The 26,855-nt window shown below is 72.7% G+C and carries 26 protein-coding genes; 11 read left to right on the forward strand and 15 right to left on the reverse strand.

What is annotated here, in order from left to right; genetic code table 11:
* Nucleotides 1-31: 31 nt before the first annotated feature.
* From A6A27_RS00205 to A6A27_RS00220, 4 genes are all read right to left on the reverse strand, one after another.
* A complete protein-coding gene (locus tag A6A27_RS00205; protein ID WP_073832284.1) occupies nucleotides 32-1,240 on the reverse strand; it encodes an ABC transporter permease in 1,209 nt (402 codons plus the stop codon).
* Nucleotides 1,237-1,917 carry an ABC transporter ATP-binding protein gene (locus tag A6A27_RS00210; RefSeq protein WP_198940149.1) on the reverse strand — a complete coding sequence of 227 codons (681 nt, stop codon included), beginning with the start codon at nucleotides 1,915-1,917 and terminating at the stop codon, nucleotides 1,237-1,239. Before A6A27_RS00210 ends, A6A27_RS00205 begins: the two co-directional genes overlap by 4 nt.
* Before the next feature lie 11 nt (nucleotides 1,918-1,928).
* Entirely contained in the window at nucleotides 1,929-2,981 is a 1,053-nt protein-coding gene (locus A6A27_RS00215; protein WP_073832672.1) for an efflux RND transporter periplasmic adaptor subunit, read from the reverse strand.
* A gap of 164 nt (nucleotides 2,982-3,145) precedes the next feature.
* A complete protein-coding gene (locus A6A27_RS00220; protein ID WP_073832286.1) occupies nucleotides 3,146-3,700 on the reverse strand; it encodes a hypothetical protein in 555 nt (184 codons plus the stop codon).
* A 131-nt stretch (nucleotides 3,701-3,831) separates the two neighbouring features.
* Here A6A27_RS00220 and A6A27_RS00225 point away from each other — a divergent pair, with 131 nt between their 5' ends.
* The 5 genes from A6A27_RS00225 (at nucleotide 3,832) to A6A27_RS00245 (ending at nucleotide 7,272) form a co-directional block, all read left to right on the forward strand.
* Nucleotides 3,832-4,488, forward strand: coding sequence for a response regulator transcription factor (locus A6A27_RS00225; RefSeq protein ID WP_198940137.1), 657 nt, complete (start codon nucleotides 3,832-3,834; stop codon nucleotides 4,486-4,488).
* Nucleotides 4,485-5,753: a sensor histidine kinase gene (locus A6A27_RS00230; RefSeq protein WP_073832288.1), complete on the forward strand. Its 1,269-nt coding sequence runs from the start codon at nucleotides 4,485-4,487 to the stop codon at nucleotides 5,751-5,753. Before A6A27_RS00225 ends, A6A27_RS00230 begins: the two co-directional genes overlap by 4 nt.
* Nucleotides 5,754-5,889: 136 nt before the next feature.
* Nucleotides 5,890-6,597: a hypothetical protein gene (locus A6A27_RS00235; protein WP_073832673.1), complete on the forward strand. Its 708-nt coding sequence runs from the start codon at nucleotides 5,890-5,892 to the stop codon at nucleotides 6,595-6,597.
* Between the two features lie 13 nt (nucleotides 6,598-6,610).
* Nucleotides 6,611-6,871: a hypothetical protein gene (locus tag A6A27_RS00240; RefSeq protein WP_073832289.1), complete on the forward strand. Its 261-nt coding sequence runs from the start codon at nucleotides 6,611-6,613 to the stop codon at nucleotides 6,869-6,871.
* Nucleotides 6,868-7,272: a hypothetical protein gene (locus A6A27_RS00245; RefSeq protein WP_073832290.1), complete on the forward strand. Its 405-nt coding sequence runs from the start codon at nucleotides 6,868-6,870 to the stop codon at nucleotides 7,270-7,272. The genes A6A27_RS00240 and A6A27_RS00245 overlap by 4 nt, the downstream gene beginning before the upstream one ends.
* A 51-nt stretch (nucleotides 7,273-7,323) precedes the next feature.
* On the opposite strand, the gene A6A27_RS00250 is transcribed toward A6A27_RS00245, so the two are convergent.
* Nucleotides 7,324-7,917, reverse strand: coding sequence for a PadR family transcriptional regulator (locus A6A27_RS00250; protein WP_241825012.1), 594 nt, complete (start codon nucleotides 7,915-7,917; stop codon nucleotides 7,324-7,326).
* 53 nt (nucleotides 7,918-7,970) lie between these two features.
* Here A6A27_RS00250 and A6A27_RS00255 point away from each other — a divergent pair, with 53 nt between their 5' ends.
* On the forward strand, nucleotides 7,971-8,648 hold the full coding sequence (locus A6A27_RS00255; protein WP_158073923.1) for a DUF998 domain-containing protein: 678 nt from the start codon (nucleotides 7,971-7,973) through the stop codon (nucleotides 8,646-8,648).
* 158 nt (nucleotides 8,649-8,806) lie between these two features.
* Nucleotides 8,807-9,055 carry a hypothetical protein gene (locus A6A27_RS47050; RefSeq protein ID WP_073832292.1) on the forward strand — a complete coding sequence of 83 codons (249 nt, stop codon included), beginning with the start codon at nucleotides 8,807-8,809 and terminating at the stop codon, nucleotides 9,053-9,055.
* A gap of 59 nt (nucleotides 9,056-9,114) precedes the next feature.
* Here the strand turns inward: A6A27_RS47050 and A6A27_RS00265 are convergent, their stop codons facing one another.
* From A6A27_RS00265 to A6A27_RS42725, 3 genes are all read right to left on the reverse strand, one after another.
* On the reverse strand, nucleotides 9,115-11,892 hold the full coding sequence (locus A6A27_RS00265; protein ID WP_143193804.1) for an AfsR/SARP family transcriptional regulator: 2,778 nt from the start codon (nucleotides 11,890-11,892) through the stop codon (nucleotides 9,115-9,117).
* Between the two features lie 135 nt (nucleotides 11,893-12,027).
* The gene (locus A6A27_RS00270; protein WP_073832293.1) at nucleotides 12,028-12,354 is read right to left on the reverse strand and encodes a GYD domain-containing protein; all 327 of its coding nucleotides are present in this window, start codon (nucleotides 12,352-12,354) and stop codon (nucleotides 12,028-12,030) included.
* Between the two features lie 48 nt (nucleotides 12,355-12,402).
* Nucleotides 12,403-12,774 (reverse strand): dihydrofolate reductase family protein, encoded by a 372-nt coding sequence (locus tag A6A27_RS42725; RefSeq protein ID WP_073832294.1) that lies wholly within the window; start codon nucleotides 12,772-12,774, stop codon nucleotides 12,403-12,405.
* 122 nt (nucleotides 12,775-12,896) lie between these two features.
* Between A6A27_RS42725 and A6A27_RS41975 the strand changes: the two genes are divergently transcribed.
* Nucleotides 12,897-14,822: a metallophosphoesterase gene (locus A6A27_RS41975; RefSeq protein WP_083672353.1), complete on the forward strand. Its 1,926-nt coding sequence runs from the start codon at nucleotides 12,897-12,899 to the stop codon at nucleotides 14,820-14,822.
* Between the two features lie 140 nt (nucleotides 14,823-14,962).
* Nucleotides 14,963-18,334, forward strand: a complete 3,372-nt coding sequence (locus tag A6A27_RS00285; protein ID WP_073832295.1) for an AAA family ATPase — start codon at nucleotides 14,963-14,965, stop codon at nucleotides 18,332-18,334.
* Nucleotides 18,335-18,450: 116 nt separating this feature from the next.
* On the opposite strand, the gene A6A27_RS00290 is transcribed toward A6A27_RS00285, so the two are convergent.
* Complete coding sequence (locus A6A27_RS00290; protein ID WP_338013273.1) at nucleotides 18,451-19,347, reverse strand: NAD(P)-dependent oxidoreductase; 897 nt, start codon at nucleotides 19,345-19,347, stop codon at nucleotides 18,451-18,453.
* A 76-nt stretch (nucleotides 19,348-19,423) separates the two neighbouring features.
* Between A6A27_RS00290 and A6A27_RS00295 the strand changes: the two genes are divergently transcribed.
* Nucleotides 19,424-19,735: a winged helix-turn-helix transcriptional regulator gene (locus A6A27_RS00295; protein WP_241825013.1), complete on the forward strand. Its 312-nt coding sequence runs from the start codon at nucleotides 19,424-19,426 to the stop codon at nucleotides 19,733-19,735.
* A 175-nt stretch (nucleotides 19,736-19,910) separates the two neighbouring features.
* Here the strand turns inward: A6A27_RS00295 and A6A27_RS00300 are convergent, their stop codons facing one another.
* The 3 genes from A6A27_RS00300 to A6A27_RS00310 are packed head-to-tail and all read right to left on the reverse strand — an operon-like array spanning nucleotide 19,911 to nucleotide 22,352.
* Nucleotides 19,911-20,765 (reverse strand): ABC transporter permease, encoded by an 855-nt coding sequence (locus tag A6A27_RS00300; protein ID WP_073832298.1) that lies wholly within the window; start codon nucleotides 20,763-20,765, stop codon nucleotides 19,911-19,913.
* Nucleotides 20,762-21,775, reverse strand: coding sequence for an ATP-binding cassette domain-containing protein (locus A6A27_RS00305; RefSeq protein ID WP_073832677.1), 1,014 nt, complete (start codon nucleotides 21,773-21,775; stop codon nucleotides 20,762-20,764). Before A6A27_RS00305 ends, A6A27_RS00300 begins: the two co-directional genes overlap by 4 nt.
* 22 nt (nucleotides 21,776-21,797) lie before the next feature.
* Nucleotides 21,798-22,352: an NADPH-dependent FMN reductase gene (locus tag A6A27_RS00310; protein WP_143193805.1), complete on the reverse strand. Its 555-nt coding sequence runs from the start codon at nucleotides 22,350-22,352 to the stop codon at nucleotides 21,798-21,800.
* Nucleotides 22,353-22,497: 145 nt separating this feature from the next.
* Between A6A27_RS00310 and A6A27_RS00315 the strand changes: the two genes are divergently transcribed.
* Nucleotides 22,498-23,010, forward strand: coding sequence for a GNAT family N-acetyltransferase (locus tag A6A27_RS00315; protein WP_073832299.1), 513 nt, complete (start codon nucleotides 22,498-22,500; stop codon nucleotides 23,008-23,010).
* A 262-nt stretch (nucleotides 23,011-23,272) separates the two neighbouring features.
* Here the strand turns inward: A6A27_RS00315 and A6A27_RS00320 are convergent, their stop codons facing one another.
* The 3 genes from A6A27_RS00320 to A6A27_RS00330 form a co-directional block, all read right to left on the reverse strand.
* Nucleotides 23,273-24,652: a glycosyltransferase family 2 protein gene (locus tag A6A27_RS00320; RefSeq protein ID WP_083672354.1), complete on the reverse strand. Its 1,380-nt coding sequence runs from the start codon at nucleotides 24,650-24,652 to the stop codon at nucleotides 23,273-23,275.
* A 299-nt stretch (nucleotides 24,653-24,951) separates the two neighbouring features.
* Nucleotides 24,952-25,935, reverse strand: a complete 984-nt coding sequence (locus A6A27_RS00325; RefSeq protein ID WP_073832301.1) for an aldo/keto reductase — start codon at nucleotides 25,933-25,935, stop codon at nucleotides 24,952-24,954.
* 97 nt (nucleotides 25,936-26,032) lie between these two features.
* Nucleotides 26,033-26,782 (reverse strand): SDR family oxidoreductase, encoded by a 750-nt coding sequence (locus A6A27_RS00330; protein ID WP_073832302.1) that lies wholly within the window; start codon nucleotides 26,780-26,782, stop codon nucleotides 26,033-26,035.
* Nucleotides 26,783-26,855: the final 73 nt, after the last annotated feature.

Raw genomic sequence — 26,855 nt, forward strand, 5'->3', positions numbered from 1 at the left:
ACAACCCGCCAGGACTCCTCCGTTATCGCCGTTACGGGGTGGCTAGCGCCTCGGTCGGGGCGAGCCGGGCGGCGCGGATCGCCGGGTACAGCCCGGCGAGGGCGCCGATCAGCAGGGTGGCGCCGACCCCGCCGGCCGCCGCCCAGATCGGCACCACCGTCGGCCACGCCTGGGAGAGGGCGTAACCGGCGGTGACCCCGGCGCCCAGCAGCACCCCGCCGACCCCGCCGAGGGCGGACAACAGCAGCGATTCGGCCAGGAACTGGGTGCGTACCTGGCCGCGGGTGGCGCCGAGCGAACGGCGCAGGCCGATCTCCGGGCGCCGTTCCAGCACCGAGATGACCATCGTGTTCGCCACCCCGACGCCGCCCACCAGCAGGGCGACCGCGCCGAGTCCGAGCAGCAGCCCGGTGAACGCCTCGTCGGTGGCCTGCTTCGCGGCGAGCGCGTCGGACGGCCGCGCTACCTTCACCTCGTTCGGCGCCTCCGGGTTCGCGGTGGCGCCGAGCACCGCGCGTACCGCCTCGACGGCGGTGTCCGTGGTGCGGGTGTAGACGGTGGTCGGGTGCCCGTCGAAGTCGAGATAGGACTTCGCCGCGTCCCAGCCGATCAGCGCGGACAGGTCCAGCTCCGGGGCCAGGGGAGCGGGCGCCAGAATGCCCACCACGGTGAACCAGCGCCCACCGAGCTGGACCTGCACGTCCGGTCCGGCGGCGCCGATCCCGAGCCGCCGCGCCGTGGTGGCGCCGAGCACCACCGCCGGATAGCGGGCGGTGGCGGCGTTCAGCCAGGTGCCGCTCGCCACCGCCAGCCCGACCGTGTCCCGCAGCTCCAGGCTGGCCGCCCGAGTGGCGATCCCGCCGCTCTCGCCCCGAGCGATCAGGTCCGACCGGTACACCTTCGCGTCGGACAGCAGCGCGGTGGCGGCCACCGCCCGTACCGGCCCGATCCGCCCGATCATCGCCACCGACTCGGTCGGCAGCTGGGCGTCGTCGCCGAAGAGGGTGTTGCCCGGGCTGACGGTGAGCAGGTTGGTGCCGAGCTGGGCGAGCGTGCGGTCCAGCTCCGCCCGGGACGACGCGGAGATCCCGACAACCGCGACCATGGCGGCGATCCCGATCGCGATGCCCAGCGCGGACAGGAAGGCCCGCAGCGGCCGGGTGCGCAGCCCGACCCCGCCGACCCGCAGAACATCCCGTGGGCGCAGCCGGGCGGGCGTCAGCCGTACGCGTTCGCTCATGCCGGCACCGCCACGGGACGGTGGTCGGCGACGATCCGACCGTCGCGCATCTGCACCCGGCGCGGCAGGCCGGCCGCGATCTCCAGGTCGTGGGTGATCACCACGATGGTGGTCCCGGCCGCGTGCAGGTCGCGCAGCAGCGCCAGCACCCCGGCGCCGGACGCGGAGTCCAGGTTGCCGGTCGGTTCGTCCGCGAGCAGCAGCGCGGGCGCACCCACCACCGCGCGGGCGATCGCCACCCGCTGCCGCTCGCCGCCGGACAGCTCGTGCGGCCGGTGGTCGAGCCGGTGCCCCAGCCCCACCCGGTCCAGCGCGGCCTCCGCGCGCCGCCGCCGCTCCCGCAGGGGTACGCCCGCGTAGAGCAGCCCGTCGGCGACGTTGTCCCGCACCGGCACGTTCGGGGCCAGGTGGAACTGCTGGAAGACGAAGCCGATCCGGGACGACCGGAGGGCGGAGAGCTGCCGGTCGGCGAGGGCGGCCACGTCGTACCCGTCGATGCGGACCCGTCCGGTGGAGGGGCGGTCCAGGGTGCCGATCAGGTGCAGCATGGTGGACTTGCCCGACCCGGAGGGGCCGACGATGGCCACCAGTTCGCCGTACCGGATGGTCAGTGACACCCCGTCGAGGGCCCGTACGCCGCCCGGGTACACCTTGGTCACCTCGGCCAGCTCCACCACCGCGTCGCCGGTCACGTCGGCATCCCCACGGTCGCCCCCTCGGCGAGCCCCGCGCCGGAGACCTCCACTCGGCCGGACGCGAACAACCCGGTCTCCACGGCGACGATCCGCGTGGTGGAGCCCTCGACCAGTTGCACGCCGTAGCCGCCCTCGGCCAGCGCCAGCAGCGCGGCGACCGGCACCGTCAGCACATCCCGGCGCTCGGCGGCGATGAACGCCACCTTCGCCGAGGCCTGCTCGAAACCGGTCAGCGCCTTCGGGTCGGCCACGGTCACGGTGACCTCGATCTTGGTCTCCGGGTCGCCCTGGCCGCCCGCCCCGCCGCCGGTGCCGGTGTCGATCACCGTCTCCGTGGCCGCGACCGTGCCGGTGACGTCCTTGCCGTTGGGCAGGGTGACGCTCACCTTGGTGCCCCGCTTCGCCAGCCGCTCGTCGTCGACGTCGAGGGACACCGTCACCACCCGGGCGGTGCCGGTGTAGGTCAGCACCGCCTGGCCGGGCTGGGCCGGGTCGCCGAGGTCCGCCTCGTGGCCGTCCACCCGGACCTCGCCGTCGGCGTAGACAACCCGGCCCAGCTCGACCCGGCCGGTCTCGGGCAGGCCCAGGTCGTCCTGCCACCGCCGCACCGCGTCCGCCGTTGCCGAGGTGTAGTCGTCGTCGACGGTGAACCCGGAGTAGCCGAGCGCCTTGAGGTTCTCCTCGAACTGCCGCACGTCGGCGCCGGACACGCCGGGCCCGAGCGTCCGGTACGCCGGCAGCCGCCCGTACAGCAGCAGCACCTTGGCGTTGTCGACCGCGAACAGCGGCTTGCCCCGGCTGACCTGGCTGCCGGTGGCGGCCAGCGAGGTGATCGTGCCGCCGGTGCGCAGCGTCGCGGTGTGGCTGGCGCCGTAGCCGAGTTCCCCGTCGAAGCTCTCCGAGTCCACCAGGGTCTGCCGGGTGACCTGGGCGGTCGCCGGCGGCAGCCCGCCGCTGGCCGGCGTACCCCCGGTGCGGCCCTCGGCCCCGACGGCGGCCGCGACGCCCGCCGCGGCGGCGACCACCACTGCGGAGGCGACCACGATCGGGGTACGCGCGCGGCGGCGGCGACGGCCGCCCCCGGCGGGTGCGGCGGCCGGCGCGGTGGCGGTGGTCGCCGTCTCGGCCAGCGCGGTCGTGGCACCGGCGCTCAGCGGGACAATCTCCGCTTGCGACTGCGGGGCTCGCAAACCCGGCTCACTCCTCGCGCTCACTGGGTCCTCTTCATCAGCAGCGGTGCGTCACCCTGCCGGCACTTCTCCATCGCGGCCCGTACCGTCGGGCTGTCCGGGTCGAAGCTGCCGCCGCCCTTGAGTTCGATGGCGCCGTCCGCCCCCGGGTCCGGAAAGTCCGGCACCCCGTTCTCGCGCATGCACCGGGCGAGCTGCCGCACCTTTTCCACCTGCTCCGGGTCGAGCTTGATCTCCTTGCCGCCATTGGGCATCAGGCTGCGGCACTTCTCCATGGCCGCCTGCACCTTCTCCTTGTCCTGCCCGGCGGGGATGCGGACGCGGAATCCGCCGCCGTCGCCGGTTTCCGGGTCGGGAAAGTCCGGCAGCCCGTTATCCCGCATGCACTTGGCGAACTCGCGCTGCCGGTCCTCGTCGCTGACCGGGACGACGCTGGCGCTCGGCGAGGCACTGGCGGCACCGCCGCCGGCCGTGGCCACCTGCTCCCCGTCCGAACCGGTCTTCGCGCAGCCGGCGACCGCGAGCCCGAGCAGCAGGGGCAGGATGAGCAGTGTGCCCGACATTCGTCGGCGCATGGCACAACTCCTTCCACCGGGCCGGCGCGGATCGCCGGCCGATACGGACGAGTCGACCGCAGCGGCGGTATCCCGGGCGTAACCGTCGGTGTTAACGCCGTGGTTATCCGTGGCCGCGTCACCATGGGACGGTGCGAGTGCTTGTGGTCGAGGACGAGACGCTGCTGGCCGACTCCATCGCGGAGTGGCTGCGCCGGGAAGCGTTCGCGGTGGACGTCGCCTACGACGGGGACGCGGCGTTGGAACGGCTCGGTGTCACCGACTACGACGTGGTGGTGCTCGACCGGGACCTGCCGGTGGTGCACGGCGACGACGTCTGCCGGGCGGTGGTGGACAGCGGCGGCGAGACGCGGGTGCTGATGCTGACCGCCGCCGCGGCCGTCCGGGAGCGGGTGGCCGGCCTGGCCCTCGGCGCCGACGACTATCTGGTCAAACCGTTCGCGCTGGTCGAACTCTCCGCCCGGGTGCACGCGCTGGCCCGGCGGGCCCGTCCGGCCGCCCCGCCGAAGCTGAGCCGGGCCGGCATCGTGGTCGACCCGGCCCGGCGTGAGGTCTACCGCGACGGCCGGTACGTCGCGCTGTCCCGCAAGGAGTTCGCGGTGCTGGCCGAACTGGTCCGGGCCGGCGGGGCGGTGGTCTCCGCCGAGGAGCTGCTGGAGCGGGCCTGGGACGAGCACATCGACCCGTTCACCAACGTAGTACGGGTGACCGTGATGAAGCTGCGCCGCAAGCTCGGCGACCCGCAGGTGGTCGAGACGGTGCCGGGAGTGGGGTATCAGATCCGGTGAAGCGACTGACCATCCGGGCCCGCCTGACCCTGGTGCACGGCGGCCTCCTGCTGCTCGCCGGCGTGGTCCTGCTCGGCGTCACGTACGTGCTGGTCGACCAGCGCATGCGCCAGCCGCTGGCCGGCGTCAAGACCCAGATCACCACGGCCAACCCGTTCGGCAAGCTGCCCGGCCCGGGCGGGGCCGACCAGGTGCGGGTCCTGATCCAGGAGGCTCAGGACGAGGCGAAACGGACCGCGCTGGAATCGCTGCTCACCCAGGGCGGGGTGGCGCTGTTGCTGATCTCGGCGATCGCCCTCGGCTTCGGCTGGTTGATCGCCGGGCGGGCGTTGCAGCCGCTGCACCAGATCACTGGCACCGCCCGCCGGATCGCCGCCGCCGGCGCGGTCGGGCGGGGCCTGCACGAGCGGATCGCGTTGCGGGGTCCCCAGGACGAGGTGCAGGAACTGGCCGACACGTTCGACCTGATGCTGGAGCGGCTCGACCGGTCCTTCGACGGCCAGCGGCGGTTCGTGGCGAACGCGTCGCACGAGCTACGTACCCCGCTCGCGCTCAACCGGTCGCTGCTGGAGGTGGCGATGTCCCGGCCGGGCGCCTCCGCCGAGCTGCGGCAGCTCGGCGAGACGCTGTTGGCGATCAACGAACGCCACGAACGCCTCATCGACGGGCTGCTCACCCTGGCCGACTCGGAGCAGCAGGTCGTCGACCGCACCCCGGTGGACCTCGCCGAGATCGCCCGGCACGTCCTCGACCAGGCCGCCGGCACGCCGGAGCTGACCGTACGCCGCCAGCTCGCGTCCGCCGCCACGGCCGGTGACCCGGTGCTGCTGGAGCGGCTCACGCAGAACCTGGTGGAGAACGCGGTCCGGCACAACCTGCCGGCCGGCGGCGAGGTCGACGTGAGCACCGGCCTGGTCAACGGCTGGGTCACCCTGGTGGTCGTCAACACCGGCCCCGTGGTGCCCAGCTACGAGATCGAAACCATCTTCCAGCCGTTCCGGCGGCTGCGCCACGACCGCCTGGCCGGCCCGAGGGGGAGCGCCGGTCGGCGCGGCGCCGACGACCGGGCCGGCGCGGGACGCGGGTTCGGGCTCGGCCTGTCGATCGTGCGGGCGGTGGCCCAGGCGCACGGCGGCGTGGTACACGCGTACCCCCGAAACGGTGGCGGGCTGGTCGTGACGGTCACCCTGCCACCGCTGGGCGCGATCGTCCCCGCCCAACCGGCGCGGACGCTGCCCACCGTGACGCATGGGGGTCAGGCGTGAATTCGTGCCACAGGAACACCGGTTCACGCCGCCGTTGATCTGCGGCGTTCCTGTCGGGCTCCCGTCACGGGAGGTGTTCATCTGATCGCCTTCGATCGATAGCGTCGTGGCACTGGCCGACGACGAAAGGCCGACGATGAACCACAATGGACACCCGTTCTCGCGCCGGCGGCTCCTCGCCGGCGCCGCGGTTGCCTCGGCGGTCACCGTGACCGGCGTGGCCACCGCCCCGACCGCCGCCGCGGCGAGCCCCACCCACGCCGCCACCCCACTGGTCACCCGCGACCGGATCGGGTCGGCCCTGCTCCACACCCCGGGCGGCGGCCCGGCCGTGGCGCGCTTCCAGGCCGATTTCCACGACCGGCTCGCCGCCTGGCTCGCCTTCTGGTCGGCGAACTCACCCGCCGCCTGGAGCGCCCCGGTCCAGGTCGTCGGCCGGGTCGACCGGTCCGGCGACGCGTTCACCCTGCACGCCGTCCGCTATCGGCGCGCCGACGACCTGCACGACGGCTTCGCCGCCGGCCGGGTGGACGGCAGTCACTGGGCGACCCTGGCGAGCCTGCACCACCACTTCCCGATCGTGGCTCCGCTGCCCGGCGGCGCGGTCCAGGTCGGCGACGGGGTCGCCGGCTTCACCGGCAGCGCCGGGCAGCTCGCCTTCGCGGTCGCGGCCTGCCGCGAGCTGTGGGGCGACCGCGCGGCGACCGCTGTCGGCTGGCGGGAGCACGCCAACCGGGTGCTCAGCCGCGCCGGGCAGCAGGCCGACGTCGCCTCCCGCGCCGGCTGGGCGGCCTTCACCCGGACCAGTCTGCGGCGCGGGCTGGGCACCGAATCGTACGAATGACCGGAGGTAGTACATGTCCCGCAGCGAGTTCCGGTTCGTGGTCGACGGCGTCGACCTGACCACCGAGCAGCAGACCCTCATCTCCCGCGAGATCCAGAAGGCGGGGCTGGCCGCCCTCTCCGCCGCCAACGCCAAGCTGACCAACCCGCTCACCGTCGGCCACGCCAACATCAAGCTCCGCCCCGAGTGGCGCGGCCTCTGGGTGCTCGACGGGATCAACGCCGACGAGCTGGGCCAGAAGATCAACGACATCGGGTTCTGGATCGAGCGGTGACCGATCCCGCCGTATGTCCTGACCCGCCGGAGCGGATGTGCCCGAGTACGCCCGCGGCCAACGCCACGGTCTTCCTCGGCATGATCACTCCGGCGGGTCGGGTCGCCTACGTCACGCCGGCGACCCCGGCCGAGGTCGCCCTCGCCGCGGCCGGCGACGCCGACACCCCGGTCGAGTCCCGCTACCGGCTCGCCGGGCCCTGCGTCACCTCGTCCTGCGGGTTCTGGACCGGTGACCACTGCGGCCTGGGCGCCCGGCTGGCCGCGTCATATCAGGAGGCCGTCGGCCCGACCGAGGTGGAGCTGCCGAAGTGCGCGATCCGGCGTACCTGCCGATGGTTCGCCGAGCAGGGGCCGGCGGCCTGCCCGGCCTGCTCGCACGTCGTCACCGACACCCGCTGACCGGAGCAGCTCCCTAGCCACAGCCGGCCCATCCGGCGACCGGGCCCTCGCTCAGCCCGGCCAGACCGGCGCACCGTCGACGAACGGCCAGGTGATCCGCTCGGCGCGCAGGTCCTCGATCAGGGTGCGGACGTACGCCAGCTCCGCGGCGATGACCTGGCGTTGGTATTCCGACTCGATCGCGAACAGTCGGGCCAGGAACCGGCCGACCTCGGTGATCTCCTCGTCGAGCGCGGCCAGCCGCTCCGCCAGCCGAGCGGCGCGGGTGTTCAGCGCGGCGAGGGCGTCGGCCGGGGCGAGGTTCGGCAGGAAGGACAGGGCAGCCGGGAACTCGGGGTACTCCGGGGCCGGGGTGGAGAGCATGGAGCGCAGCCACTCACCCAGGGTCGCCCGTCCGGCGTCGGTGATGCGGTACGTCGTGCGTTCCGGCCGATTCTCGGCGCGTTCGGTGGACTCCACCGCCACCAGGCCGTCCCGGACCAGCCGCTGGATCGTCTGGTAGACGCTGTTGCGCTGGCTGACGTTGACCACGTCGTCCTTGCGCCGTTCCTTGATCAGTTGCTGCATCCGGTACGCGTGCATCGGCTCCTCGGTGAGCATCGACAGCACGGCCAGCGCGAGCACGGAGCGGCGTGGTGAGGTCACCGGCCGAGCTTAACGCTCGACACTTCTATAGTCATAAAATGTATAGTCATTCCATGGCTACGACGACGCTCCCCCGCCACCACACCGCCCGCTCGACTCGACGGCTCGCCCTCGGAGCCGTTGTCGGGCCAGTGCTGTTCACCCTCGCCTGGCTCGTCCTCGGCATCCTGAGCCCCGGATACACCTTCTTCGGTCACCGGTTCACCGACTACTCGCCGATCAGCCAGCCGATCAGCGGGCTGGGCCTCGGCGTGACCGCCCCGTACATGAACATCGCCTTCGTCGTCACCGGGCTGGTCCTGGCCGTCGGCGTGGTCGGCGTGTTCCGTGCCCTGCCGCCCACCCGGCCGGCCCTGCGGCGCTGGTCGGCCGCGCTGCTCGCCTGCACCGGGATCGGTCAGGTCGTGTGCGGGATCTTCAACCTCGAAGCCGCGATGCCGCACTCGCTCGGCTTCGCCCTTGCCGTCGGGACCCCGATCGCCGCCTTCCTCGTCGCCGGGCGCTACCTCCGCGGCGTCCCCGGGTGGCGGCGATTCGGCACCCTGCTGCTGCTCGGCAGCCCGCTGACCCTGGTGCTCCTGGTCGCCTTCTTCGCGACGTTCCAGCCAACCGCCGACGGCGCCGAACACGGCGTCGCGGGACTCGTGCAGCGGCTTCTGGTGCTGCAGGTGCACGCCTGGTTCGTGGCCATGGGCTGGCTGGCCTACCGGCACGCTCCGGCCGGTGAGTGAGACTGCGCCACCACGCGCCACCAGAGACGGCCACGCCGGACCGGTCGACCGGCGACGACGAGGGCCCAGCAGCAGCTTTCACGCTTCTTCCACAGCGCTTCCACAGACGGCTGCCACAGTTGGCACCAGCAGACTTCCATCCGGGCGCGGGGAATTCCATGCACGACAAGTTCCTGACCATCCGCCAGGGCAGCGAATCGACCCTCCACACCGCCAGCCACAACCTGCCCTACCGGGCGCTGCACCACCACGAGGAGAACCTCCTGTCGCTGCGCGACCACCTGCTCAGCACACCGTTCCAGCGGCCGTTCGACTCGCACCACCGCGAAAGCCTGCGCCACGACCCGCAGACGGGCGTCGCCGCGACCTCGGACGAGACCGACGACGAGGTCGCCGACCGAGGGTGACCATGCGATCCACCGTGGCGGTGCCATACCGATGACGGGGGGTACGGCACCGCCACGGTCTACCCGTCCGCGGCGAGCAGCGCCCGGACCCGCCCGGCGTCCGGGTGCTCGATCTCGGTGAGGATGTCCAACGCCTGCCGCCAGGACCGCCGGGCCGCATCGGCGTCACCGTACGCGTGCTGGCTCTCGCCGAGATGGCGAAGCGTCACCGCCTCGTTCGGCCGGTCCCCGAGCCTCTGGTACAGCAGCAGCGCCTGCCGATAGCAGGAGATCGCCTCGGCGAGGTCCACATGCCGATACGCGTAGCCGAGGCTGTCCCACGCGCCGGCCATCCCGACCGGATCACCGAGGCGCTCCAGCAGGGCCAGCGACCGCCGGCAGTGCACGATCGCCTGCTCGTGGTCGCCGAGCAGGGCGTGACACCAGCCCACCGAGTTGAGCGTGTTCGCCTCGCCCCGCTCGTGGCCGGCGCGGTGGAACAGCTCCAGCGCCCGCTGGTCGTGGCGCAGCGCCGCACCGATGTCGCCCTGCTGCTCGCACAGCCAGCCGAGGCTGCGGCACGTGAAACCCTGCCCGACCAGGTCGCCGAGGACGCCGAACAACTCCAGCGCCCGCCCGTAGTGCTCCCGGGCGACGGCGAACTGGCGCAGCCGCACGTGCGCGCCACCCAGAATCCGGTGCGCCTCCGCCTCGGCGGCCCGGTCGCCCTGCCGCCGCGCGGCGGCGACCGCGGCCCGGCCCGTGCGCACCCAGTCCGGCCAGTGCCCGCGCCGGGCGAAGAAATTCGTGGCCGCCCACGCCAACCGCCACACGTGCCCGTCGAACCCGCCGCGCGCCGCCTGGTCCACCGCGGCGAGCAGGACCGCATGCTCCGCGGTGAACCACGCCAGCGCCGACGGCCCGTCCTCGAACACCTCGGCGGTCACCCCGGCGGCGACCGGTGGCGCCGCCAGCGGATCCCGGTGCGGCCACAGCAGCCCGTCGGCGGCCAGCGCGGTGTGCAGATAGTGGTCCAGGAGCCGCTGCTGCGCCGCCGACAGCTCGTCGCCGCGGCCCAGCTCGGCGGCGTACAGGCGGAGCAGGTCGTGCAGCGCGTACCGGCCGGGGCGATGCTCCCCGACCAGCTGCGCCGTGACGAGTTCCCGCAACGCGGGGCGGACCCGGTCGGCGGGCAGGCCGGCGAGACTGGCCGCCGCGGCGGCGGTGAGGTCCGGGCCTGGGTGCGCCGCCAGCAGCCGGAACAGCCGGGCCGCCGCCGGGTTCAGATTCCGGTACGACCAGGAGAAGACATCCCGTACGTCGGTGCTGGCGTCGCCGCCCGCGAACGCGTCCAGCCCCGGGCGCAGCTCCTCGACGAGCGCGTCGAGCGGGAACTCGGGGTGGGCGGCGGCGCGGGCGGCCACGATGGCCAGGGCCAGCGGAAGCCGACCGCACGAGTCGATGATCCGGTCCACCGCCGCCAGCTCACCGGCCAGCCGGCCGTCGCCCACCCGGCGCACGATCAGCTCCCGCGACTCGCCGCGACTGAGCAGATCGAGCCGCAGCGGGCGGGCGTCCTCGGCCACCACCAGGCCGGGCAGCTGGTTGCGGCTGGCGACCACCGTGGCGCAGCCGGGCGCGCCGGGCAGCAGCGGCCGGACCTGCTCGGCGTCCCGGACGTTGTCGAGCACCACCAGGATCCGCCGGTCGCGCAGCAGGTCGCGATAGAGCCCGGCCTGTGCCTCCACCGTGGCCGGCAACCGCTCGGGTGGTACGCCGAGCGCGTCGAGGAAGCCCAGCAGTGCCTCACCCGCCGCCATCGGTGCGCCGGTCGGATCGAACCCGCGCATGTTGACGAACAGCTGCCCGTCCGGGAAGTGACCCAGCACCGTGTGCGCCAGCCGCAGCACGAACAGGGACTTGCCGATGCCGGCCGGCCCGCCGACCAGCACGAGCGGCGGCCCGCCCGACCCGGCGGACAGCAGGTCACGGCCGGTCGCCAGCTCGTCGACCCGGCCGACGAACTGCGGTGGGTCCGGTGGCAGCAGGCAGGGGCGCAGTGGCTTGCCGCGGTCCGCCGGCAACAGGCCCGGCGGCAGCCGCCGCTGCAGGATGTCCCGCTGGAGTTCCTGCAGCTCGGGGGCGTCAAGCCCGCGGTCGCGCAACAGATGCACGCCCGCGCGGCAGACCTCGGCCGCCTCGTCCACCCGCTGCTCGGCGTAGAGCGCCAGGGCGAGCAGCCGCCGGACGCCCTCGTCGTAGGGGTCGTCGACCACCGCACCGGAGAGCTGGGGGATCGCCTCGGCGTGCCGACCGAGGGCGGTGAGCGCCTCCGCGTAGCCACGGCGCGCGTCGCGCCGCACGGCGTCGAGCTGGGCGATCCTCGGCAGGACGAAGGAGCGGTCCGCCACGTCGGCGAAGGCCGGGCCCCGCCACAGCCCGAGCGCCCGCTCCAGCACCGCGGCGGCCCGCTCGGTCAGGTCGTTGTCGCCTGTGGAGAGCAGTCGACGACCCTCCGCGCACCACCGCTCGAACCGGTGCGCGTCGACGGCGTCGTGCGGCACATCGAGCCGGTACGCCCCACCGGCGCCCGACCCGACGGTCACCACCACCGGATCGTCCGGCGCGTCCGGCGAGGCGACCGCGCGGCGCAGGTGCGACACGTGACTGCGCAGCGTGGCCTGCGCCCCGGATGGCGGAGAGCCGGCCCAGAGCAGCTCGACCACCCGGGCGGCCGGCACCGCCGAGCCCGCGTCGACCGCCAGGATCACCAACAGCTCGACCAGCTTCGGGCCGAGCCGGACGGGCTGGTGTCCGCGCGTCACCTGCACCGGGCCGAGCACGCTGATGCGCAACACCCAGAAACACGCTCCCCAGTCGGCCGGCGAACCCACTACGGTAGTGGACCGCCCGATGACGCTGAGTGCGTCGGCTGGAGGTGTCCCGCATAGCGGTCAAGCCACGGTGGACAGTGTCCTGAATAGACGGCTGGATCAGGTTACCTGGCCCGGTGCCTGGTAGGTGGGCTGCACCCGCACCGCTTCGTCGACCTCGTCCGGCGTCAGCAGCGACGTCACCCGCGTGTCCAGACCGCCGGCCGCCCGGATGGCGACGGCCAGCGCGGCGGCCGTCTTGTGGTCCGGCAGTTCACACACCGCGTAGGTGTCGTACTTGCCGAACGAGAAGTGGATCGAGTCCACCTTCCCGCCCATGGCCTCAATCGTGTTCCGGGCGACCTCGGCGCGCCCCGTGCCACCGTCGTGAACCAACCCCTTGATCCCGTCGGCGGTGAAGGTCGACTGCAACAGGAACTTGGGCACCTCGACATCAACTCCCCGATGTGCGGGCAGCGGCTGGCGGCCACCGCCTCAGCGCGTCCCCTGGCGTTGGACCCGCTCGCCGCCCTCGACCCTCGCCCGGCCGTGGTCGCGTTCCGTGCCCGATGTTCCGGTCGCGGCCCGCAGGTGTCGCCGGTCCGGCGAGTGCTCCACCTCAGAGCCCTGCCGGCCCCGTGCCCCGCTGCCCGGATTCCGCCCGGCGCGCGCCGACTCGCCGCCCGGATCATGCTTGTTCCGCTTGTGGCTACCCATGCCAGCGGCGTACCCGCTCCGCCCGTCGCTAGTCCTGCCCGCCCGCGGCTTGCCGCCGCTGAGGCCCGGGTCGACCATCAGCCGTAGCTCGTCCACCAGGTCTGCGGCGAGCAGGGCGGCGGCGAGCTGCGCGCTGCCGATGACGTGCATCCAGGTCGTCCACCGGTGTTGTCGCCGAGTTCACCTTCAAGATCGCCACGATTCCTAGCCTGACCAGGCCCCGGGGCTGTGCCCGTGCGCGCGGCCTGCCGGATCGAAGCTTGGAGGGACACATGATCCTGCGACGCCCCCACGGCCGGGCGTTGACGGCCTTCGTCATCACCGGACTGCTCCTCGGCGCGCCGGGAGGACCGGCGTACGCAGCGGGCACGACGCCCGCCACCTCCGTCCACGACGGCGACGTCATCCGCGGCGTCACCACCGTCTACGCCACCGGCTCACCCCTGCCCTCGCTGGACCTGGACGGCAGCCCGCTCACCACCACCGGGGTGTCGAGCCTGCCCGCCACCCTGCGCTTCGAGGGGGAGGGCATCCAGAGCGGATCCCAGAAACTGCTGAACTCGGTCTGGGTGAACGGCAAGATCGTGACCCTGATCAACAAGGACTACCTGGGCTACGCCACGGCCGAGATCCCGATTCCCGCCGGCTACCTGACCGCCGGAACCAACACCCTCACCATCCGCGCCGGCAGCTCGATCTCGCCCACCGACCTCACCGCGAACCACGACGACTTCACCGTCCGCAACGTGCGAATCACCACGCTCGACGGTACGGACATCGCTGATCCCGCCGTCCCGCCAACCCGCAAGGTCTCCCTCGGCGACGGCTATCCGGGCGGCAATGCGACCGAGGAGCAGGTGACCGCCAACTTCGCCATCACCCTTGACGACGCTCAGGCGCAGGGGGTCGCCGCGAGCGTGGACACCCGCCCGTTGCCCGACGGACCGCACGCCCTCACCGTGACCTCGGCCGGCACCGCCACCGTCGTCCGGTTCCTGACCGACAACAGCGGGCCGGTCGTCACCGCCACCACTCCCGCGGACGGCACCACCGTCACCGGGGACCGTATCGAGGTCACCGTGTCGGCGACCGACAGCGTCTCCGCCGTCGCCTCGGTGACCGCCAAGCTGGACGGTCGCACCGTCCCCGTTCCCAACTCCTTCCCGACCGGCAACATCCCGGCCGGCGAGCACACCCTTGCCGTCACCGCCACGGACTCTGCCGGCAACGCGAGTACGAAGAACGTCACGTTCCGGACCCCACCGCCGGTCATCGCAGCCGGTGCCTACGACCGCGGCCAGATCCGGCCCGACCGCCCCATGGCCGGTCCCGACGTGGCCCGCGTCGTGGCCGCGGGTGACATCGCCTGCGCGGCGACCAGCCGCACCACCCCCACGACCTGCCAGCAGGCCGCCGTCGCCGACACGGTGCGGTCGCTGAACCCCGACGCCGTGCTCACCCTCGCCGACAACCAGTACGACGTCGGCACGCTCCCCGCGTTCCTCGCCTCCTACGACAAGTCGTGGGGCGCGGTCAAGGACATCACCTACCCCGTCGTCGGCAACCACGAGTACGGGCAGGCCTACTACCCGGGGGCCCGCGCCGACGGCTACTTCGACTACTTCAACGGCGTGGGCGCGCCGGACGGTAGGGCCGGCGACCGGGAGAAGGGCTACTACTCGTACGACATCGGCCGCTGGCACGTGGTGGCGCTCAACAGCGAGTGCGGCGTGGTGTCCTGCGCTCCCGGCTCGGCCCAGTACGCCTGGCTCGAGCAGGACCTCCAACGGCACCACAACATGTGCGTGATGGCCCTCTGGCACAAGCCGGTGCACACCGGCACCTTCCGCGGCGGGATCTACGGCAACCCCGACAGCAATTCGCTCTACGCGCTTGCCGACCGGTACGGGGTGGACCTGATCCTCAACGGGCACGACCACAGCTACCAGCGGTTCGCGCCGCAGGACGTCGACGGCAACCCCCGGCCCGACGCGCCACGGGAGTTCATCGTCGGCACCGGCGGCGTCGGCTTCCACGGCACCCCCGACCAGGTCCCCAACCTAGAGGTCGCGCAGGGCGACACCTTCGGGGCGCTGGAGCTGACCCTCAAGCCCACCGGCTACGACTGGCGATTCGTGCCGATCGCCGGCACCACCAGCGGTTTCACCGACTCCGGCTCGGCGTCCTGCCACCGGTAGTCGCCACGTGCAGTGACCCCGCCGGCCCCATCCGGGTCGGCGGGGTCACCCGTACGACGAAATTTCGCGGCGCCGAAGCCGCCCGGTCATCCTCCGGGTGTCCTCCCGGTGTCGGAGGGTTCCGCTACGGTCGGAACGTCATGGAGCCGCGGTTCGGCGAGGAGATCATCGGGCGGGAGCACCCCGCCGGGCTGCTGCGCGCCGAAGTCGACCGGGTCACCGCGAGCCACGGCGGCCTCGTCCTGGTCACCGGCGAGCCCGGCATCGGCAAGACCACGCTGGTGACCGCGACGGCAGAGGAGGCCCGGCGGCGCGGCGCCCTCGTGCTCGGCGCCGCCTGCTGGGATTCCGACAGCGCACCCGGCTACTGGCCGTGGGTGCAGGTGCTGCGCGGCCTGCGCCGCTCGCCCGACGAGTGGACCCTGGCCCGGGAGGCCGCCGAGCCCGGGCTCGCGGTGCTGCTCGGCGAGACACCCGGCGGTCGTGACGGCGACGCCGGGGACGACGGTGACCAGGAGGAGTTCGCCCTGCACGACGCGGTGACCACCGCCCTGGTCGCGGCCTCCCAGCGCCGGCCGGTCATGGTCGTCCTCGACGACCTGCACTGGGCCGATGCCGCGTCGATGCGGCTACTGCAGTTCGCCACCCAGCACACCTGGTTCGAACGGCTGCTGCTGATCGGCACCTACCGCGACGCGGAGGTCGAGTCCGGCGACCACCGGCTGCGCCCACTGCTGATGCCGCTCACCGCGAAGGCCACCACCATCACCCTCACCGGCCTGTCCCGCGACGAGGTGGCCGCGCTGATGACCCGCACGGCGGGTTCCGAGCCCGACGCCGACCTCGTCGACGAGGTGCACCGGCGCACCGGCGGCAACCCGTTCTTCGTCGAGCAGACCGCCCGGCTGTGGCGCGCCGACGGCCAGGTCAGCACCATCGCTCCCGGCGTCCGGGAAGCCGTGCGGCGGCGGCTGGCCCAACTGCCCGCCCCGGTGGTCGAGGCGCTCACCGTCGCCGCCGTGCTCGGCCGCCACTTCCACCGCCAGGTCCTCGCCGCCTGCGTACCCACCCCGGCGGCGCAGGTCGACCGGCTGCTCGACCGCGCGGTGACCGCCCGGCTCGTGATCTCCCGCGGCGGCGGCCGGTTCGCCTTCGCCCACGACCTGGTCCGGGAAACCCTCTACGACGGGCTGCCCGACGACGACCGGCGCGCCCGGCACGCCACCGTCGTCCAGGCCGTCGACCACTCGGCGGCGCTCACCGAGCGGCTCATCCCCGCCGACCTGGCCCGCCACGCCTGGCTCGCCGGCACCGACCTCGACCCGTCCCGGGCCGCCGACCTGCTCGTCGCCGCCGCCCGCGACGCGGGTGGCCGGCTGGCGGTGGAGGAGTCGGCGCTGCACTTCCGCCGCGCCCTAGAGGTGACAGAGCAGCCAGCGCAGCGGGTCAAGATCATGGTGGAGCTCGCCCAACTGCTGCTCCACATCGTCGGTGACGAGGCCCAGCGGCTGCTCACCGACGCCGCAGCGCTCGCGCTCACCCTCGACGAACCGGCGGTGCTGGCCCGGGTCGCGCTCAGCGTCCACCGGCACCAGACCTTCACCGGCCGCCTGACCGACGCCGAGGAACTGCTGCGCGAGGCGTACCGCCGGTTCATCGGCGAACCCGACGGCAGCATGCCGCTCAGCACCGTCGTCGCCGACCTCATCACCGCCACCGAGACGCTCGCCCGGCGCGGCCAGGACGACGAGGCGCTCACCTTCAGCCTCTGGGCCCGCCACGACACCACCTGGGGGCTCGGCACCGCCGCCGACCGGGCCGCGCTCACCGCCGAGATCCGCGACGTGGCCCGCCGGACCGGCGACCGGGAGACCGAGCTGTGGGCGACCTCGCTGCGCTGGGTCGCGCTGCTCGAACTCAACGACCCGCGCTACCAACAGGAGCTCACCGCCTTCGTCACGGCCGGCCAGGACGGCGACGTCGCCCGCCACAAGATCGCGGCCGCCATCGACGGCGGCATCATCGCCGGCTTCCGGGGCAACTTCGCCCAGGCCGACGCGTTCCTCGCCGAGCTGGCCGACCTCGGTGAACGCGAGCACGCCGACCACGGCTTCATGAACCACCACCTGCACTGGTCGCGGCTGCTGCTGCAGGGCCGGTTCGGCGAGATCGACACCCTGCTCGACGGGGTGGATCCGACCGACCGCTCCCACCTGGAGCTGGTCAGGGCGATCACCGCCGCCGAGCGCGGCGACGCCGAGACAGCCGCGAAGCTGACCGCCGGCATCGAATCCGCCGGCACCACGTACGCCCGGCCGATGTCCCCGCTATGGCTGCGCCTGCGCGCGCAGGCCGCCGCCGCGACACGCGACCCGCACCGCTGCGCGCAGGCCCGGCAGGCGCTCGCGCCGCACCGCGGCCAATGGATGGCCGCCCTGTTCGGCTGCGACATCAGCGGCCCGGTCGACCACTGGCTGGCCGTCGTCGACGCCGCGCAGGAGCGCTGGGACGACGCGATCGCCGGGTTCGAGGCGGCCCGCGACGCCGCCGACCGGATGGGCGCCCGACCGTGGTCGCTGATCAGCCGCGCCGCTCTGGTAGACGCCCTGACCGCGCGGGGTCGCACGGGCGACGCGGAGGCCGCCGCCGAGCTGCGCGCCGCCACCGGGGCCGAGGCGCGAACGCTCGGCATGGCGCAGGTCCTGCACCGGCTGGGCATCCCGGCGGCGGCACCCGTCGAGGTGGACGGCCCGGCGTCGGCCGGACCGGGCCAGGTGCCCGCCCCCGCGGGCGGCCTCGTCGCCCCGGTGACGGCGGCCGAGGTCCGGCCCCTCAGTGAGCAGGCCCTGGTGCCGGCGGCACCTGGACCCGAGCACCAGCCCGCCGCGCTGGCGGCACCCGGACCCGACCAGCCATCCGCCACGGTTGCCGCCACACGGGCAGCTCCCGGCCCGGCTCCGGTTCCGGACTACGAGTTCCGGCGTGACGGGGCCGTGTGGCGGCTCGCGTACTCCGGCACGGTGGTGCACCTGCCCGACGCCAAGGGCCTGCACGACCTGCGCCTGCTGCTGAGCCGCCCGGGCGTCGACGTGCCCGCCGTCGAGCTGCTCGACCCCGCCGCCGGGCCGGAGCTGGTGGCCGCCCGACGCCTCGGCGGTGACCCCGTCCTCGACGACGAGGCCAAGGCGCGCTACCGGCGCCACCTGCAGCGGCTCGACGACGAGATCGACCGGGCCGCCGCACGCGGCGACGAGGCGAAGGTTGCCGCCCTCGACGCCGAGCGCGCGGCGCTGCTGGACGAGCTGCGCGCCGCGGCCGGGCTGGCTGGCCGCAGCCGCCGGCTCGGCGACGAGGCCGAACGGGCCCGCAAGGCGGTGACCGCTCGGATCCGCGACACCCTACGCCGGCTCGACGACCGGCACCCCGCGCTGGCGGCCCACCTGCGTGACACGGTCTCCACCGGCAGTTCCTGCCGCTACCTGCCCCCGCAGCCGCTGCCGTGGCGCCTTTAGGCCGGGTCGCCGGGCCGGCCCGGCACAACCGGGACCTGAGGTGGTTGGGATGTCGCGCTCTGGCGCGGGCCGCCTCGGCCGCCGTCCGGGCGGCGTCGGCGTCGGCCCGGTCCGCGTCAGCGGCGCCCCAGGACCTCGGCGATCCGGATGAATCCGTCCGTGCCGTGGCCCAGCCCGATCGTGCGGCGGGCCAGGCCTTCCGCCGCCCGCATCACGCCCGCGTCGATGCCGTGGGCCTCGGAGGCGTGGACGATGTGGGCCATCGACGACGCGGCCGAGGTGACCGGGTTGATCTCACCGGAGTAGGTCCCGTGCTCCAGGTCCTCGGCGAACTGCTCGAAGAGCGGCGGGATGATCGCGCCGATGCCCTTGGCGAACGGCACCAGCTCGCGGGCGGTGACACCCTCCGCCCGCGCCACCGCCAGCGCGTGGGCGTAGCCGGCCATCGCGGTCCAGAAGATGTCGAGCAGCGCGATGTCGTACGCCGCCGCCCGGCCGATCTCCTCGCCGAGGTGGGTGTGGGTGCCGCCCAGCGCGTCCAGCACCGGCCGGTGCTGCTGGTAGAGCTCCTTCGGGCCGCTGTGGATGAAGACCCCGGCCGGCGTTCCGATGGTCGTGGCCGGTGTCATGATCGCGCCGTCCAGGTAGCCGATGCCGTGGGCGGCCGCCCAGTCGGCGGCGTCCCGGGCCCGGTCCGGCGTGTCGGCGGTCAGGTTCACCGCCGTGTGCCCCTTGAGCGCAGCGGTGACCGCCTCCTGCCGGAGGATGGCGTCGCTGGCGTCGTAGTTCACCACGCAGACCACGGTCAAGTCGCTCGTGGCGACCGCCTCCTCCGCCGATTCGGCGGCAACCGCACCCCGCTCGACCAACGCCTGGCCCCGGCCCGGGGTCCGGTTCCAGATCGTGGTCCGTACGCCGGCGTCCAGGAACGCACCGGCCAGCGAGCGTCCCATCGGACCCAGGCCGAGCACGGTGACAGACTTTTCGTCCACGGACATACCTCGACTCCTCATTGGCAGAACCCATCAAATAGTGATGAATAGGGCGGAGATGACGCGCAGTCGTGCCCAGGACCCGAATGTGTGCGGAGTGACCGCCGCGATCGCCGTGATCGACGGCAAGTGGAAGACGATTCTGCTCTGGCTGCTGGAATCCGGTCCGCGTCGTCCCGGAGAGCTCCGCCGGAGCCTGCCCGGCCTCACCGAGAAGGTGCTGACTCAGGCCCTTCGGGAGATGGAGGCCGATGGGCTGGTGCACCGAGAGGTGCACGACGAGATGCCGTTGAAGACCGAATATTCCCTTACCGCGTTCGGTCGCGAACTCTCCGAGGCGCTGGCACCCCTGTCGGACTGGGGCCACCGTCGCCTGGCGAAGCTCACCAACGCCCAACCGGCGTCCTGAACCATCGCCACCTCCGGCTCGTTTCGCACACTGGCGGTCCCTCGACCGCCCATGACCAGCTTGGCCCCGCCGTCAGCCGCCGCCAAGTACCCACAAAAAGGTGGCTACCCGGGAAGACTCCGCAAAGGACGGACGACGGGCGCCCCAGCCGGGGCGCCCGTCGTCGAGCGGAGGATCAGCGGCGGTTGAAGCGGTACATGGTCAGCGAGCCGAAGACCACGACGAACCCGATGCTCCACAGCAGCAGCCACATCGTGTTCGCCGCGTCGGACGAGCCGGCCATCGCCGCGCGTACCGACGCCACCAGGTGGGTGATCGGGTTGACCTTGACGAACGCCTGCAGCCAGCCCGGCATGGTGCTCGGGTTGACGAAGACGTTGCTCAGGAAGGTCAGCGGGAACAGCACCATCATGCTGACCCCCATCACCGACTTCTCGCTGCGCAGCACCAGGCCGAAGAACGTCCAGACCCAGGAGAACGCGAACGAGAAGACCACCAGCAGGCCGATGCCCGCCAGCACGCCGAGCAGCCCGCCGTCGGGCCGGAAGCCGAGCGCCAGCCCGACGCCGAGGATGACCACCGCGGCGAGGATGTAGCGCAGCACGTCCCCGAAGATCATGCCGACCAGTGCGGCCGGCCGCCAGACCGGCAGCGTCCGGATCCGGTCGAAGACGCCCTTCTCGATGTCGTTGTTGAGGCCGACTCCGGTGTACATGGTGATCATCACGACGCTGGTCACCATGATGCCGGGCAGGAAGAACTGCAGGTAGTCCCGCGGGCTGCCGGCGAGGGCGCCGCCGAACAGGTACGTGAACATCAGCACCATGATGATCGGGAACGCGGTCACGTCGAACAGCTGCTCCGGCACGTGCTTGATCTTCAACAGCGCCCGCCAGCCGAACGTGAGCGACGCCGACAAAGCATTCGGCCGCGGTGGCCGGGCACCCGGCGCGAGGACCGTCGCCAACGCCTCGGCGGACGGCACGTAGACGGACGGCGCCCGCCCGGTGGTGGTCGCGGTGTCGCTCATCGGGCTGCCTCCAGCTGGTCGTCCCGCTCGTCGGCCGCGACGGCGGGGTGGTCGGTGAGGGCCAGGAACACCTCGTCCAGGCTCGGCTGGCCGAGGGAGAAGTCGTCGACGACGATGCCGGCGCGGGCCAGCTCCCCGAGCGCCCGAGCGGCCTGCTCGCTGGCCTCGAGGTCGCTGCCCTCCTCGCCGACCCGGGCCGTCATGGCCACCGGATCCGCTTCGAGCTGCACCGGCACGCCGAGCGCCGCCTGGAGCAGCTTCTCGGCCTCCGGCCGCTGGCCCGCATCGCGCAGCCGCACATGGATGGTGCCGGAGCCGACCGACGACTTCAGCTCGCCCGGGGTGCCCTCGGCGATCACCTTGCCGTGGTCGATCACCGCGATCCGACCGGCGAGCTGGTCGGCCTCGTCCAGGTACTGCGTGGTCAGCAGCACCGTCGTGCCGTGCGCCACCACCGCCCGGACGATCTCCCACACCTGGTTGCGGCTGCGCGGGTCCAGCCCCGTCGTCGGCTCGTCCAGGAAGAGCAGGTCCGGGGTGTTCAGGATGCTCGCCGCGATGTCGATCCGCCGCCGCATCCCGCCCGAGTACTTCTTCACCTGCCGGCCCGCCGCCTCCGTCAGACCGAACGCGGCGAGCAGGCTCTCCGCTCGCGCCCGGGCGGCCAGCTTGGGCAGCCCGAGCAGGCGGCCCAGCAGGACCAGGTTCTCCGATCCGGTCAGGTCCTCGTCCAGCGAGGCGTACTGGCCGGTCAGGCTGACCCGGGCGCGCACCGCGTCGGCCTCGGTCACCACGTCGTGGCCGAACACCCGCGCGCGCCCGCCGTCGGGGCGCAACAGCGTCGCCAGCACCCGCACCGCCGTGGTCTTGCCGGCACCGTTCGGGCCGAGCAGCCCGTAGACGGTGCCGGCCGGGACCTGAAGGTCCAGGCCGTCGAGCGCGCGGGTCGCGCCGAACGAGCGGACCAGCCCGTCGGCCTCGACAGCCAGACCGGTGTTCCGTTTACTCATGATCACTACCTTCCTTCGACAATCAGGAGACGTACGGGCGCGCCGCCCGGCCGTCGCGCAGCGCCAGCCCCCACCAGCAGAGCTCGTCGAGCAGCACCCGGGCGTCCTGGCGCAGCTGGTCCTCGACCTGCGGCGTCGACTCACCACCGAGCAGGTCGACACCGACGAAGTCGCGCACCGTCACGGCGTGCAGGGCGGTGAAAACCGTCCGGAGCTGGTCGACCGCGTGCAGGCCGACCGAACGGCAGCCGTACGACACGAAGCCGACCGGCTTGGCCTGCCACTCGTCGTACGCGTAGTCGATCGCCTGTTTCAACGAGGCCGGGAAGCTGTGGTTGTACTCGGGGGTGACCACGACGAACGCCTCCGCCCGGCTCACCTCCTCGGCGAACGACCGCATGGTGGCCGTCGGCTCAGCGGGGTAGCTGGCGGGGAAGTCGTACGCGGCGAGGTCGACGACGGACACCGCCATGTCGTCGCGCTGCCGCGCCTGGTCGACGAACCAGCGACCGATCCGGTCGCCCATCCGCCCCTCGCGGGTACTGCCGATGATCACGGCGAGCTGTAGCGGCGCCATGCTTCCTCCCCGGCTCCGTCGGGCCTCACCCGTCAGGCGCGAGACGCCGGCCGGCAGCCGCCAGATCGGATCTGGCGGAGCCGCCAAACGCGGCCCGGATTGTCGGTGGCGGCTGCTTGAATTGCGCCGGAGACGAGGGGGCGGCATGGCCGACGTGCGCATCCAGCCGTGGATCGAGGGCGACCTGGACCTGTTGCGGCAGCTCAACTCGCCGGAGGTGCGGCGGCACACGGGCGGGCCGGAGACCGACGAGCAGGTCGTGAGCCGCAACGCCCGCTACGCGCGGCCGAGCGGCACCGGTCTCGGTTGCATGTTCACCATCGCGCTGCTGGACGGGACCAAGGTGGGCAGCGTCGGTTACTGGGAGCGCGCCTGGCGCGGCGAGCAGGTCTGGGAGTTGGGCTGGGCGGTGCTGCCGGCGCACCAGGGGAGAGGGCTGGCCACCGCGGCGGTGCTCGCGACGCTGGACGCGGCCCGCGCCGCGGGGAGCCGGCGCTGGGCGCACGCCTACCCGTCGGTCGAGAACCCGGCGTCGAACGCGGTCTGCCGCAAGGCCGGTTTCACGCTGCTCGGCGAGACCGAGTTCGAATACCCGCCGGGGCACCTGATCCGGTCCAACGACTGGCGCATCGACCTGACCGGCAAGACCGAGAAGTGACGGCGCCGGCGGCCGAGAGACAGCCGACCCGGCGACGCGTCGTTGCGCCGCCGGGGTCGGTCGGACCGGTCGGGTCAGTGTCGCGGAAGCTTCACCGAGAGCGGCGAAGCTTCGGAGCGATCCGCATCAGCGCGGATCCGACAGCCACCATGGCGAACCCCGCCAGCACGACCCAGACGGTGCTGGCTCCGGTGACCGCGAGTCCACCAGAAGTAGCTGCACCAGCAGCCGCAGGGGCAGTCACGTTGTTGTACATCTCTGGTTACCAGTTCCTTTCTCGGCGCAGAATGGCATCTGCGTATGCCTTGGCGTGGACGAATTGCAGAAAGAGGTCAAGGACCAACTCGTACATCGTCGCCGAAGCGAGCATGTACTTCCAGCCGCGATAGCGGACGGTCACCACCCGCTCGACGACAAAGATGCTGGAAATTGCCAGCCAGAACGGCTGGATGTGGATTCCCCCGTAGACGACCACGGTGTACACGAGGGATCCCAGATACCCGAACGTGACGAGCACCCCGAGGAGTGTCATCAACTGCCTGCCCCAGTACCGCCACGTCACACGCGTGAGCCCGTACTGAAAGCAGTTCTCGACGGCCCCCCGCTTCCAGCGCAGGCGCTGCCTCCAGAGGTCGCCCCAGGTGCCCATGACCTCGGTGACCAGTGAACATTCCTTGGGGGAGAGGACCGTGTAGCCGAGATGGCGCAAGGCGAAGGTCATCTCATTGTCCTCGGTCAGGACGGTGGTGTCGTAGACGCCACCCGCTCCGTCGCCCGTGGGGAGCTTGCCACTGAGTCTCGCCGCGGAGATTTCCTTCAGGGTGCCTGCCCGGAACACCGCAGCGGTCCCGGTGACCACCAGGCACTTCCCGTTCAATCGGGCCAGGTCCCGGGCATAGCGCATGTACTCGTTGCGTTGCAGGTGGCCGACGAACCCGCTGCCGCTGCTGCCCCGGAACACGCCCCCTACGGCACCCAGCCGTGGATCGGCGCTGAGCTTCGCCACCGCGTGCGTCAGGAAGTGCGGGTCCAGGACCGAATCAGCGTCCACCACCATCACGAAGTCGTCACTCGCCAGTTTCGGCAGCAGTTGGGCAAGAACCTGATTCAGCGCGCCCGCTTTTTTGTGTCGGTTCTCGTACGTCGTGAAGACGCGTGCACCGGCCTGTGCGGCCAGTCTCGCCGTTTCATCCCGACAGTTGTCGGCGATGACCACAACCTGTGTGGGCTGGTACGTCTGCCGCACCAGCGCGGTGACCGCTTGGCTGATCCCCTGGGCTTCGTTGTGCGCAGGAACCAGCACGATGAGCTGCCCAGGCACCTTGGCGCTACCACGGGCCGCAGCCGCGTTCCTCCTCACCGAGCGCCCCGCGTCGCGCCGTCCGGCGCCTCGATAGGGCTCCCGGGCAGGCCGGCGGTGCCGGCCCTGGCGGTGCGGGGTCGGGTGAGGCCGGTGCCACACCTCTGCTGCGGCGCGGCCGGAGGTGTCGTTGGAGCGGTTGTTCGGCGCCACGACGGGCCGGTCCGGCGCCACGACGGGCCGGTCCCCCGGCCGGGTATGGGCAACCCGTACCCGCCCCCTGGCCACCTCGTTGTACGCGGGCAACGCCACCACGGCCGGGGTGCGCCGGTAGGTGCTCATGGGATACGAGATATCCGTTCCTGTTGGTGCTCGCGCCATCGGCGCCACCGCCTACAGCCGGGCGGGCGACGGTCCTCCAGTCGCTTACAGTATTCGACGATCCCGATCCGTACCCCACAGCGATACGAACCAATCTCGCTGCCTGACTGTCCCGTCAGCCAGACCCATGTCGCCGGCTTGCCCGGCGGTACGGCCCCGGCCGCCCACAGGTGGCGGACCCTGGCGTGCCGGTGAGGGTGGCCGGCCCACGCGGACGGCCGGGCTGGCCCGGCCGAACGGTGGATCGGGTGGGGCATCCGTCACCGGGCCGCGTCCAGCCTCGCCCGCTGCTCCGCGGTCAGCTCCAGGTCGACCGCGGCGAGGCTCTCGTCCAACTGCGCCACCGAGGACGCGCCGACCAGGGCGATCGCCGGGATGTCCCCGCCCATCAGCCAGGCCAGGACCACCTGGTTGACCGTGGCGCCGGTCTCCGCCGCCACGGCGCGCAGCGCGGCCAGCCGGGCCGGGGTGCTCGGCAGGTCGTACTCGACGCCCAGCCGTCCGGGCCGGGCGTACGCGCCCTTGAGCAGCGGCGAGTACGCGACCAGGGCGAGCTGCGGCTCGGCCCGCAGATAGCTGGCCAGGTCGGGACCGACCCAGCCGACGTCGCCGTCCGGGTCCAGCTCGCTGGGCAGGTCGATCCGGCGGGGCAGGTAGCTGCGGTGATACTGGAGCACCACGTACCCGGGCAGGCCGGCCGCGGCGGCGATGCTCCGGGCCCGCTCCACCCGCCAGGCGCGGTGGTTGCTCGCGCCAAGCAGCCCGACGGTGCCCTCGCCGACCAGCTCCGCGAAACCCTCCACGGTCTCCCGCAAGGGCACCGTCCGGTCCTCGATGTGCGCGTAGAGCAGGTCGAGCCGGTCCACGCCGAGCCGCTCCCGGCTCCGCTCCGCCGACTCGCGGATCACCTTCGCCGACAGCCCCTCCGGGTTGTCCACATAGCTGGTGCCCGGGGCCAGGGGCCGCGCGCCGAGCTTGGTGGCGATGAACATCTCGGCACCCACGCCCCGGCTGCGCCGCCAGCGGCCGAGCAGTTCCTCGCTCTCCCCGCCCTGGCCCCCGTTCTGCCAGAACGCGTAATTGTCCGAGGTGTCAATGAACGTGCCGCCGGCCTCGACGTACCGGTCGAGGATGGCGTACGAGGTGGCTTCGTCAGTGGCGGTGCCGAACAGCATCGCGCCGAGGCTGAGCACGCTGACCTCGCGGCGGGTGGCCGGGTCGGTGCCGATCGTGCGGTATCTCATGGATCCTCCCCGTGGGATGAGCGCCGTCGCCGACCACCCTCGACCTTCGAGCGCGCTCGAAGTCAAGCCCGCGCCACGGCGGCAGCCGGGAAGGCCCTCACCACGGCAGCACCCCGTAGCCGCCGCCGGCGTCCATCTGAAAACCCCACAGCAGCCCGCTCGGCCCGTCCGCCGGCAACGTCGCCAGGTGCACGCTCACCTCCGCGCCCTGCTCGGGGGTACGGAAGCCGGAGTGGTGGTTGAGGTCGGTGGCGCAGTAGCCGGGGTTGGCCGCGTTCACCTTGATCGCGGTGTCCCGCAGCTCCTTGGCGTACATCGCGGTGACCATGTTCAGCGCCGCCTTCGACGACGGGTACGGCACCGACGTCAGCTCGAACAGCGCGCCCTGCGGGTCGGTCATCACCGCGACGGAGCCGACCTCGCTGGAGACGTTCACGATCCGCGCGGCGGGGGCCTTGTGCAGCAGCGGCAGGAACGCGTTGGTCACCGCTACCACCCCGAACACATTCGTCTCGTACACCTCGCGCAGCGTGGCGAGGGTGGTCTCGCTGGGCAGCGCCGACCCGTCGGCGCGGATGATGCCGGCGTTGTTGACCAGCACGTCCAGGTGGCCGTACTCCTGCTCGACCAGCTCGGCCGCGGCGGCGACCGACGCCTCGTCGGTGACGTCCAGTGGCACGAACCGGCCGTCCGCTCCCTCGGCGCGCAGCGTCCGTTCCGCTTCCCGGCCCCGCGCGGCGTCCCGCGCGCCGACCAGCACGGTCCACCCGCGCGCGCCGAACTGCCAGGCGGTGGCCAGCCCGATTCCCTTGTTGGCCCCGGTGATCAGGGCGATCGTCGTCGTCATGGCACCGAGGCTGCCGCCGCCACGGGCTGGCCGGGAGAGGCCCGCCGAGGCTGGGACTGGCGGTACCACCCTC

The organism is Micromonospora sp. CB01531 (assembly GCF_001905095.1).
Classification (GTDB): Bacteria; Actinomycetota; Actinomycetes; order Mycobacteriales; family Micromonosporaceae; genus Micromonospora.